Consider the following 9,842-nt stretch of genomic DNA (forward strand, 5'->3'; position numbering starts at 1 on the left):
TCCGGTTGAGGCGGAAGTGGACAAGCACAGGGGGCCAGGACCACAGTGACGCACGACCGTTTCCCGCCCCCGCATTCACACCGCCGCGCTTTCTGACATGAGGGCCGACAGCCGACTGACCGCGCCAGCCGCAGACAGCCGCGCGCGTCCCGAAACCATGACGCCGGCCGCCTGGAGCCGGGGGCGTGAGGCCGCAAGGACATGCAACGCGACCCCGCCCCTGCTCACGCGCGCCGAGCGTGAGGTCGCGCGACGCTCGCCCTTGTTCGCGGATCATCCGGGCAGGGTCGAAGCCCGGCTGCTGGAAGGCGCGCGCGTGCAGGTTCTCTGCCCGGGCCGGGTCATCTTCCAGCAGGACACGCCGCCCGAGGCGGTGTTCGTCGTGCTGGAAGGCTGGATCAAGCTTTACCGCCTTGCGTCCTGCGGGGCCGAGGCGGTGGTCGCCACGCTGGGAGAAGGCCAGAGCTTCGGCGAGGCGGCGGCCCTGTGCGACAAGCCCTGGCCCGTTTCGGCCGAAACCGTCAGCCGGGCGCGGCTGCTGCGGCTGGACGCCTGCCACCTCCGCCGGCTGCTGCACTCGGATCCGGGGCTGGCGACCGCGATGCTGGCGCCGGCCTTCGTGCACATGGAGCGGCTCGTCGCCCATGTCGAGGAACTGAAGGCGCATACGGGCGTGCAGCGGGTCGCGGGACTCCTGCTGAACCTGGCCGCCGGGTGCGAGGGCGGATGCTCGGTGGCACTGCCCTACAGCAAGGCGCTGCTTGCGGCGCAACTGGGAATGAAGCCCGAAACCCTGTCGCGCGCGCTGGCCAAGCTGCGCTGCCACGGCGTGCGGTCGGACGCCACGCTGGTGCATATCGACGACCCCGACCGCCTGCGCGCCCTGATGGCCGAGAAGGAAGACTGAGGCCGCCCGCGGGGCGCCGGGCCGGCCGGGGTCAGGCGCCCCGGTGCTTCGGCACCAGCGCAAGGCCCCCGATGCCCGAGGCGAAGATCACGGCAAGGCCAAGCAGCGCAAGCGGCTCGGGCCAGTCGCCGAAGACCAGGAAGCCGATGGCGGTGGCGGCGATCAGCTGGAAATAGATCAAGGGCGCGGAGACCGTCGCCGGGGTCGTCCGGCTGACCAGCACTAGCAGGTAGTTCCCGAAGGCCGAGGCGAGCGAGCTGACGATCACCAGCCCCCAGGTCCCCGCATCGGCGCTGGCGGGGAGGCTGACCACCCCGGCGGGCAGCAGCAGGATCGCCCCGATCACCAGTTGCGAGCCCAGCAGGAAAGGCGCGGGATGGACCGCCGCCAGCCAGCGCGTCGCGGCAAGGTAGGACCCGTAGAAGGCCCCGGCCATCAGAGCGAAGATCATGCCCGTGCCCATCTGGCCGCCCGGCCGGACCACCAGCAGCACGCCCGCAAATCCCAGGGCCAGCATCACCGTGCGCGCCCAGGACACCCGTTCGCCCAGAAACAGGGCCGAGATCGCATAGGCCACGATGGGGCCGACGAAGAAGGCCCCGAAGACATTGGCGATGGGCTCGGTCCGCAGGGCCGTCAGGATCGAGGCGATGCCGCCCACGATCAGCGCCGCCCGCAGGACCAGCCGCCAGTCCAGAAGGCTGCGCAGGTTCGAAGGCCGCAGCCCCAGCACGCCCGCCAGCACCAGCGCCGCCAGCGCGAAGCGCGACCAGGCCACGAACAGCGGCTGCACCCCCGCCCCGGTCAGCAGCTTGCCGGCCGTGTCGCCGCAGACGATCGCCGTGGTGGCAAGGGCGACAAGGCCAAGGACGGTCAGGGGCGCATGGGCCTGCATCGGCAACTTCCTTCGGTCCGCAGGGGGCCTTCCCGCCCCGGTCAGGGAAGCGGGATGATGAGGCCCGGAAGATTTCGGGTTTACGGGCGGCTCCAACGGACCCGCCTTCCCCGGATAGCCCGCCCGGCAGGAATGATGAAGCCCGCCGGGCAGGATGCCGCCATGCCCGGCGGGCATCGCTTCAGGACCGCCGCGTGCCGCCGATGCCGGGGTTGAAGCGGGCAAGGGGGTCGAGGCCCTCGTAGAAGGCGGCAAGCTGGGGCTTGGCGTGGTAAAGATGGCCCATGTTGTGCTCGGCCGGGTATTCGGCGCCCTCGTCATCCAGCATCGCCAGCATGGCCTTCTTGAAGGCCGCGGGATCGGCGCCCTTCTTCAGGACATAGTCCAGGTGAAAGACGTGGCACAGGAAATGCCCGTAGGAGAGGGTCGCCGCCACCTTGTCCGCCCAGTCCGGCGGCACCGGCTTGATCCAGTCGCGGTCGTTGCGGCGCAGCGCCACGTCCAGCGCGACCAGCCCGCCCGTGCGGCGGCGGTTCATCGCCTCAAAGCGGACGGCCGCGCCCGCCACGGCAAAGCGATGCAGCAGCGCCTTGGACCCCTCGGCCGCCGTGCAGCGGAACCAGCCCTCGGGGCCGACCGTCTCGTCCAGGATGCGCTCGGCCGCATCGGCGGGCGTTTCCACCTTCAGGATCAGGTGATGTTCGTAGCGGTCGCGGAAGTCGCGCATCCGGCGGGGCAGGCGGCCCGGCGCGAGATGGCCCGCGAATTGCAGGACGCGGTCGCTGAGATCCGCCCCCAGCGGCAGCTTGCGCAGCCGCGCGTCGGCCCAGCCCTTGACCGCGAACATCACGGGCATCCGGGCGGTCCCGAACCATTCGATGAACAGCCGCGTGTCGCGTCCGAAGCGGGCGGCCATGTCCCAGGCCTCGCGGTGGATGTATTCGCCCACGATGGGCAGCGGGTCGAGTTCGGTCAGCAGCCGGCGGCGCAGCGTGGCCAGCGCCGCCGCGTCATTGGTCCCGACGTAAAGCACCTCGGTCGCGGCGGGGCGGGGAAAGCTGTCCAGCCGCACCGCGAAGACCGCGAGCCGCCCGGCGCAGCCCGAGGCCTCGTGCAGCCGCCCCGGATCGGCGTTGAAGCGGCCCGGCGTGTCCGCGTCCACGTCGCGCACCCGGTCCATGTAGCCGTGGTCCGAGGCCGCGCCCGCCTGCGTGTCCACGTCGCCCGGCCCGATCTCGCCCGCGTCCAGGCGGCGCAGGATCTCCTCGGGGTCGTTCCCCAAGTGCAGGCCGAGGTTGTTGACCAGCCGCAGCGTGCCGTCCGCCTCAAGGCGCGCGAACAGCGCCAGTTCCGTGTAGGCGGGGCCCCGCCTGACAAGCGCCCCGCCCGAGTTGTTGCACACCCCGCCCACGACCGAGGCCCCGAGGCAGCTTGAGCCGATCACCGAATGGGGATCGCGCCCCATGGGGTCGAGCAGCCGTTCCAGCCCGTAAAGCGTGGCGCCCGCGTGGCAGACGACCTGCTCGCCGTCCAGGATCGGATCGATCCGCGACAGCCGCAGCGTGTTGAGGATCACCACCGGGCGGCCATAGGTGCCTTTCGGCGTCGAGCCCTCGGTCAGCCCGGTGTTGGCGGCCTGCGCGATCACGATGCGGCCCGCCTCCACGCACAACCGCAGGACGCGCCACATCTCGACCAGGGTGCCGGGGCGGACCACGGCCTCGGCCTCGCCCCCGCCCGAGCGGTAGCCCATGCGGAAGCGTTCGGTGTCGCGGGGCCGCGTCAGGACATGGGCCGCGCCCACGACGCCGCGCAGGGCGTCGAGGAACTCCGGCGCGGGGGCGACGGCCGCCAGAGGGATCGTGTCGTGGTGGGAATGCTGCGTCATGGGCCTCGGGCTCCAGGCAGGGGAAAGGGTGGCCTCAGGGGCCGACCAGAAGGACGTGCAGGAAGCCGGGGCCATGGGCGCCCCGGACATAGCTGCCCTCAATGTCGGTGGTGCCGCTGGGGCCGGTGATCAGGATGGCGTTGCGCGGGGGCTCGGCCCCCTGCACCGCGGCGGCATAGTCTTCCAGATAGGGCAGCAGGCGGTCGCGCCGCAGGACGACGACGTGATGCAGCGGCAGGAAGGCCAGCAGGACCGGGTTGTCCGCCCCCGAATGGATCACCAGCGACCCGCTTTCGGCGATGCCCCAAAGCGCGAGGCCGAGGCCCACGGGCTCGTCCGGGGCAAGGGACGGATGGGTGGCGATGCCGTCCCAGTTCAGCACCGCCAGTTCCGCCGCGGGCTGCAGGGCGAGGGCCGGGGGCAGGCCCTGTGCGTCAAGATAGCGGCGCAGGGCGGCGGGGACGGCGGCCATGTCGGGGACGTGGTCGATGGTGGTGCCAAGGGCCGTGGCCTTCAGCGCGAAGGCCTCGGCCAAGTCGGGCGCCGCGAGGCGCGGGCGCGTGGCCCGGGGGTTCTCCAGCAGGGCGGCGGCCTCGGCGGCGATGGCCTGCGGCGCGGCCCGGCGGGGGCCGAGGCTGTCGCGGATGGCCGCGAAGATACGCTCGCGCGAGGTCATTTGCGCGCCTCCCGCCCGGCCTGCTCGGCCCGGTACTGTTCCATGAAGGTCCGGCCCGCCGGGCGCGGCATGTCGCGATAGGCGGTCCAGCCCCTGGCCAGCGGCAGGCTGCGGACCCAGCCCCCCCGCCCCATCAGCCGCAGCGCGCGCACGCCGATGCGGCTGGCGAGCCGATACAGCCGCGGCCGCCGTGCGACCATGGCCCAGAGCCCGAGACCCGCGCGGAGGCTTCCCGGCTCCAGCCGCTCGCGCCAGCTTCGCGTCCGCCAGGCGCGCAGCAGGGTGGGCAGGGGGATGCCGACGGGGCAGACCTCGGCGCAGCGGCCGTTCATGGTGCAGGCATGCGCCAGATCGCGCGACTGCGCGAGGCCGTCCAGCACCGGGGTCAGCACCGCGCCCATGGGACCGGGATAGGTGCCGCCATAGGCGTGCCCGCCGATCTGGCGGTAGACGACGCAGTGGTTCATGCAGGCGCCGCAGCGGATGCAGCGCAGCATGGCGCGGAACTCGTCGCCCAGCATCCGCGTGCGGCCGTTGTCCACCAGGACGATGTGCATTTCCTCGGGGCCGTCGGCGTCGCCTTGGCGCTTCGGCCCGTGGTGGAAGGTCGTGTACTGCGTCATCTCGCCGCCCGTGGCGGACCGCACCAGCAGCCGCAGCAGCGCGAAGGCATGGGCGGTCGAGGGCACCAGCTTCTCGATCCCCGCCGTCACGATATGGATGCGGGGCGGCGTGGTGGTCAGCTCGGCGTTGCCCTCGTTGGTGACGGTGCAGGTGGCGCCGGTGTCCGCGACCAGGAAGTTCGCCCCCGAGATGCCGATGTCGGCGCCCAGGAACTTGGCGCGCAGCTCGCGCCGGGCGCTTTGCACCATGGTCGCGGGGTCCTCGGCGGCGGGCGGCGGGGTGTGGCCCACCTTGAAAAGCTGCGCCACCTGCTCGCGCGTGCGGTGCATGGCGGGCCAGACGATATGCGAGGGCCGTTCGCCCGCAAGCTGGATGATGTGCTCGGCGAGGTCCGTTTCCACCCGCTCGATGCCCGCGTCGGCCAGCGCGTGGGGCAGGCCGATCTCCTCGCCCAGCATGGACTTGGACCGCGTGACCAGCTTGGCCTTGGCATCAAGGCAGATGCGGGTGACGATGGCCCGCGCCTCGGCGTCGTCGGCGGCCCAGTGGACCTTGGCCCCTGCGGCGGTGGCGTTGCGCTCGAACATCTCGAGGTAATGGTCGAGATGGGCGATGACGTGGTCCTTGATCGCCTTGCCGCGGGCGCGGGCGGCTTCGAACTCGGGGAAGGCGGCGACGGCCAGGGCGCGCTTGCGCTCGGCATTGCCGGTGGTGCGGTCGATGGCGATCTTCAGCGCCCCGTCGGCGAGTGCCGCGGCGGCGCGTTCCTTGAAGGCAAGCTGCGGGGCGTCCATGGGTTCAGCCCTCCTCGCCGATGGCGGGGCCGTCGGCACGGCCCGCCAGCACCTCGATGGTGTGGAAGCAACGGGTGGCGGCGCCGCGCCGGTGCAACTTGCCCGCCATGTTCATCAGGCAGCCGAGATCGCCCGCCAGCAGCAGATCGGCCCCCGTCCGTTCGACGGCCATCGCCTTGTCGGTCGTGATCGCGTCCGAGATCCGGGGGTATTTCACGCAAAAGGTGCCGCCGAAGCCGCAGCAGACGTCGTTGCCCTCGAGCGGGCGCATTTCCAGCCCCTCGACCTCGGCCAGCAGCGCGCGGGGCTGGGCGGCAACGCCGAGTTCCCGCAGGCCCGCGCAGCTGTCGTGATAGGTGGCCGTCGTCTCAAGGCGGCGGCCTTGGGGGCGGTACCCCATGACATCCACCAGGAAGCTGGTGATCTCGTGCGTCTTCGCGGCCAGGGCGCGGGCGCGTCCGGCCCAGCCGGGATCGCCGGCCAGAAGCTCGGGGTAGGCATGGACCATGGTGCCCGCGCAGGAGCCCGAGGGCAGCACGATGTAATCGAAGCCCTCGAAGGCGGCGATGGTCTGGCGGGCGAGCGCCGCCGCGTCGCGGTCGTCGCCGCTGTTCAGCGCGGGCTGGCCGCAGCAGGTCTGGGCCTGCGGCACCTCGACGGCGCAGCCGGCCTCTTCCAGCAGCTGGAGGGCGGCAAAGCCGATCCCGGGCCGGATCGCATCGACAAGGCAGGTCACGAAAAGGCCGACGCGGGGGCCGGCGGGGTCCGGAAGGGTGGCGGGCATGGGCGCGACCTTCAATGGAGGGAAGGGGTGCGCCGCGCGGAACGGGTCCGCGCGGCGCGGGGGCGTCAGGGCACCATCAGCGTGAAGGGATAGACATAGGCCTGCAGCATCACGACAAGGCCCACCAGCACCGCCAGCACGATCGAATGGATGAAGACGTAGCGCAGGATGTCGCCCTCGTGCCCGTACCACTTGGTCGCGGTCGAGGCGACGACGATGCTTTGGGCGTCGATCATCTTGCCCATGACCCCGCCCGAGGAGTTGGCCGCCGCCATCAGCACGGGGTTCAGCCCAAGCTGTTCGGCCGTCACCCTCTGCAGGCCCCCGAACAGCACGTTCGACGCGGTGTCGGACCCCGTCAGCGCCACGCCCAGCCAGCCCAGCAGCGTGCCGAACAGCGGATAGATCCAGCCGGTCTGGGCGAACATCAGACCCAGCGTGGCGTCCGTCCCCGAGTAGCGGGTGACATAGCCGAGCGCGAGCATCGCCGCGATCGTCAGCAGCGAATAGCGGATGACCCAGAAGGTCCGGCCGTAGGACCGCAGCAGGGCCATGGGCGAATAGCCCATCAGCAGCCCGCCCACGATGGCCGACAGCAGGATGCCCGTGCCGGTGGCCGACAGGATGTTGAAGTTGTAGACGGCGGCCTCGACATGGGGCTCGGCCACGACGGGCGGGACCTTCTGCACCATCTCGTGCAGGCCGGGGACCGGGATCTTCAGGACCCAGATGCTGTCCAGGAAGGCCTTGAACTGGGGGATGCCCCAGGCAAAGACGAAGACCGACAGGATCAGCCAGGGCAGCCAGGCGCGGAAGACGGCGCCCTTGGTGGCGGGCGCGGCGGCCGCGCTCAGCGATTGCGGGCGAGGGGTGGTATCAACGGACGGATCGCCGTCGCGGCTGGTGGCCAGCCACAGGGACTTGGGTTTCCAGACCTTCAGGAAGCCCGCGAGGCAGACCATGGACACGATGGCCGCGACCACGTCCACCAGCCAGGGGCCGTGGAAGTTCGACACCAGGTATTGCGGGATGGCGAAGCTGACGCCGCAGACCAGCAGCGCAGGCCACACCTGCCACATGCCGCGCAGGCCCGCGAAGGCCGCCACGACCCAGAAGGGCACGATCAGCGAGAAGATGGGCAGCTGCCGCCCGATCATCCCCGACAGTTCCATCAGGTCGAGGCCGGTCACCGCGGCCAGCGCGATCACGGGCGTCCCCAGCGCGCCATAGGCGACGGGCGCGGTGTTTGCGATCAGCGACAGGCCCGAGGCCGCCAGCGGCGCAAAGCCCAGGCCGATCAGCATGGCGCCGGTGACGGCCACGGGGGTGCCGAAGCCTGCCGCGCCCTCGAAGAAGGCGCCGAAGGAAAAGGCGATGAACAGCAGCTGCAGCCGCCGGTCGGGGGTCAGGGCCGCGATGCTGTCGCGCAGGACCGAGAACAGCCCCGCCTCGTCCGTCAGGCGATACAGGAAGATCACGTTGAGGATGATCCAGCCGATCGGCAGAAGCCCGTAGGCCGCGCCATAGACGGCGGTCGCACCGGCCATGCCCGCGGGCATCCCGAAGCCGACGATGGCGATGAGCAGCGCCGCCACCAGCCCGAGCGCGGCCGCGACATGCGCCCGGATCTCGAAAATGGCGATGGCGCCGAGCAGGACAACGATGGGGATCGCGGCGACCAGCGCCGAAAGCCACATGTTGTTCAATGGGTCATAGACTTGCGACCAGACCATGAAGCGTTCCTTCGGTTGCGTGTTAAGGAAATCTGCCGTCGTGAGGGGGTTGGGGCGGCCCGGGGTCGCGGCCGGTCCCGGTCATCCCGGCGGCCGTCCCGAGGGCTTGCGTCCGCTCCGCCCCTCCATGACCGGCGGTGGACGATCTCGGGTCCGTGTCGTGGGCCCGGGGCCAGGCTGGCGGCCCGGGGTCGGGCGTCATGCGGGACGGCTGTGCGCGGTCCCGGGCGAAGGGCCGATGACCCTGCCCTCAGCGGGTGCCGCGGTGTCGCGGTCGTGACATTCGGCAAGCCTCCCTCGCCGCATGACTGCCCGGCTTTTCGACCGGATGATCACGATCATGTGGCTTCCTCCTCGTGGCGCAGCCGTGCTGCGCTTGCAAAGGTTCATACTGTTTACCACTTGCGCCCAGCAACAAGAATATTCCGGCTGCGCGGGACGCCGCCGTCGTTCTTCGGCAATATGCCTGAATCTTGCGGGGAGTTCGCCTTGTAAGGGGCTGATGAACTTACTTATTCCGAAAGGCGGAACAGCGGCGGCCTCTTGAAATCGGGCCTGCCAGAGGTAAATATTGTTGACGTCCTCAGGGAACTGCACGGATGGGAAAGGGTTGGCGGCCAATGATCGCGGCACAGGTTTTCGAGCCCATCGCCCACGAATCGGTGGTCCAGGCCGTGGTGGACAAGATCGAGACGATGATCGTCGAGGGCGTGCTGAAGGGCGGCGCGCGGCTTCCCTCGGAACGCGAGATGGCGGAAGCCTTCCGCGTGTCGCGCCCGAAACTGCGCGAGGCGCTGCAGATCCTTGAAACCCGCGAGCTTGTGTCGATTCGGCACGGCGACGGCACCTATGTCGCCGAGCTCACGGGCCGGGCGATGTCCCCCGCGATGCTGGCGCTTTACGCCCGCCACGGCGAGGCGTTCCACGACTTCCTGGAATACCGGCGCGAGCAGGAGGCCTTCGCCGCCCGCCTGGCCGCGCAGCGCGCCACGCCCGCCGACCGCGAGCGGCTGGGGGCCATCCGGGCCGAGCTTCAGGCCGCATGGGAGGCCGACGACCGCGAGGCCGAGCAGGAGGCCGACTTCCGCCTGCACAGCGCCATCGTGGACGCCAGCCACAACACGACGCTGATCCACATGATGGCCTCGGTCTTCGACCTGACGCGCCGGGGCATCTTCTACAACCGCGACCTGCTGCGCAGCCTCGACGGCACCGGCCGCATGCTTCTGGACCAGCATCTCGAGATCATCGACGCGATCGAGGCGGGCGACCCTGCGCGCAGCGAAAAGGCCGCCCGCGACCACCTGGACTTCGTGGAACAGTCGATCCACCGCGGCCGCGAGCTGCAGCGCCGGGAACGCCGCGCCCGGATGCGGCTCAATTCGATCGAGTGAGCGGCGGGCGCGGGACAAGGACCACGGTCGGGCTGCCGGGTCTTGGGTTACATAATTGCAGTTATAGCCATTTCGGTGCGACCGGGGGGACGCGCTACCTTGGAGTGCGACTTTTGATCCTCAACAATGTGTTGGGCTTTGAAAGGA

General features: G+C 70.5%; 8 protein-coding genes. 2 read left to right on the top strand and 6 right to left on the bottom strand.

Annotated features, from left to right (window positions below; genetic code table 11):
* Positions 1-97 precede the first annotated feature (97 nt).
* The gene (locus ACFFII_RS02550; RefSeq protein ID WP_377697324.1) at positions 98-907 is read left to right on the top strand and encodes a Crp/Fnr family transcriptional regulator; all 810 of its coding nucleotides are present in this window, start codon (positions 98-100) and stop codon (positions 905-907) included.
* Positions 908-938: 31 nt separating this feature from the next.
* Here ACFFII_RS02550 and ACFFII_RS02555 read toward each other — a convergent pair whose 3' ends face one another.
* From ACFFII_RS02555 to ACFFII_RS02580, 6 genes are all read right to left on the bottom strand, one after another.
* Positions 939-1,802 (bottom strand): DMT family transporter, encoded by an 864-nt coding sequence (locus ACFFII_RS02555; RefSeq protein WP_377697325.1) that lies wholly within the window; start codon positions 1,800-1,802, stop codon positions 939-941.
* A gap of 181 nt (positions 1,803-1,983) precedes the next feature.
* Positions 1,984-3,690, bottom strand: coding sequence for a D-lactate dehydrogenase (gene dld / locus ACFFII_RS02560; protein WP_377697326.1), 1,707 nt, complete (start codon positions 3,688-3,690; stop codon positions 1,984-1,986).
* 34 nt (positions 3,691-3,724) lie between these two features.
* Positions 3,725-4,366: a LutC/YkgG family protein gene (locus ACFFII_RS02565; protein ID WP_377697327.1), complete on the bottom strand. Its 642-nt coding sequence runs from the start codon at positions 4,364-4,366 to the stop codon at positions 3,725-3,727.
* A complete protein-coding gene (locus tag ACFFII_RS02570; RefSeq protein WP_377697328.1) occupies positions 4,363-5,784 on the bottom strand; it encodes a lactate utilization protein B in 1,422 nt (473 codons plus the stop codon). Before ACFFII_RS02570 ends, ACFFII_RS02565 begins: the two co-directional genes overlap by 4 nt.
* 4 nt (positions 5,785-5,788) lie before the next feature.
* Entirely contained in the window at positions 5,789-6,568 is a 780-nt protein-coding gene (locus tag ACFFII_RS02575) for a (Fe-S)-binding protein (RefSeq protein WP_377697329.1), read from the bottom strand.
* A gap of 65 nt (positions 6,569-6,633) precedes the next feature.
* A complete protein-coding gene (locus ACFFII_RS02580; RefSeq protein WP_377697330.1) occupies positions 6,634-8,301 on the bottom strand; it encodes an L-lactate permease in 1,668 nt (555 codons plus the stop codon).
* A 620-nt stretch (positions 8,302-8,921) separates the two neighbouring features.
* Here ACFFII_RS02580 and ACFFII_RS02585 point away from each other — a divergent pair.
* Positions 8,922-9,695, top strand: a complete 774-nt coding sequence (locus tag ACFFII_RS02585; protein ID WP_377697331.1) for a FadR/GntR family transcriptional regulator — start codon at positions 8,922-8,924, stop codon at positions 9,693-9,695.
* The last annotated feature ends 147 nt before the right edge of the window (positions 9,696-9,842 follow it).

Origin of the sequence: Paracoccus niistensis, from assembly GCF_042432925.1 — a bacterium.
Lineage (GTDB): Bacteria > Pseudomonadota > Alphaproteobacteria > Rhodobacterales > Rhodobacteraceae > Paracoccus > Paracoccus niistensis.

Bases quoted from the DNA above. Each gene is read 5' to 3' on its own strand.
- ACFFII_RS02550 (WP_377697324.1), top strand. From the start codon at position 98: ATGAGGGCCGACAGCCGACTGACCGCGCCAGCCGCAGACAGCCGCGCG.
- ACFFII_RS02555 (WP_377697325.1), bottom strand. From the start codon at position 1,802: ATGCAGGCCCATGCGCCCCTGACCGTCCTTGGCCTTGTCGCCCTTGCC.
- dld (WP_377697326.1), bottom strand. From the start codon at position 3,690: ATGACGCAGCATTCCCACCACGACACGATCCCTCTGGCGGCCGTCGCC.
- ACFFII_RS02565 (WP_377697327.1), bottom strand. From the start codon at position 4,366: ATGACCTCGCGCGAGCGTATCTTCGCGGCCATCCGCGACAGCCTCGGC.
- ACFFII_RS02570 (WP_377697328.1), bottom strand. From the start codon at position 5,784: ATGGACGCCCCGCAGCTTGCCTTCAAGGAACGCGCCGCCGCGGCACTC.
- ACFFII_RS02575 (WP_377697329.1), bottom strand. From the start codon at position 6,568: ATGCCCGCCACCCTTCCGGACCCCGCCGGCCCCCGCGTCGGCCTTTTC.
- ACFFII_RS02580 (WP_377697330.1), bottom strand. From the start codon at position 8,301: ATGGTCTGGTCGCAAGTCTATGACCCATTGAACAACATGTGGCTTTCG.
- ACFFII_RS02585 (WP_377697331.1), top strand. From the start codon at position 8,922: ATGATCGCGGCACAGGTTTTCGAGCCCATCGCCCACGAATCGGTGGTC.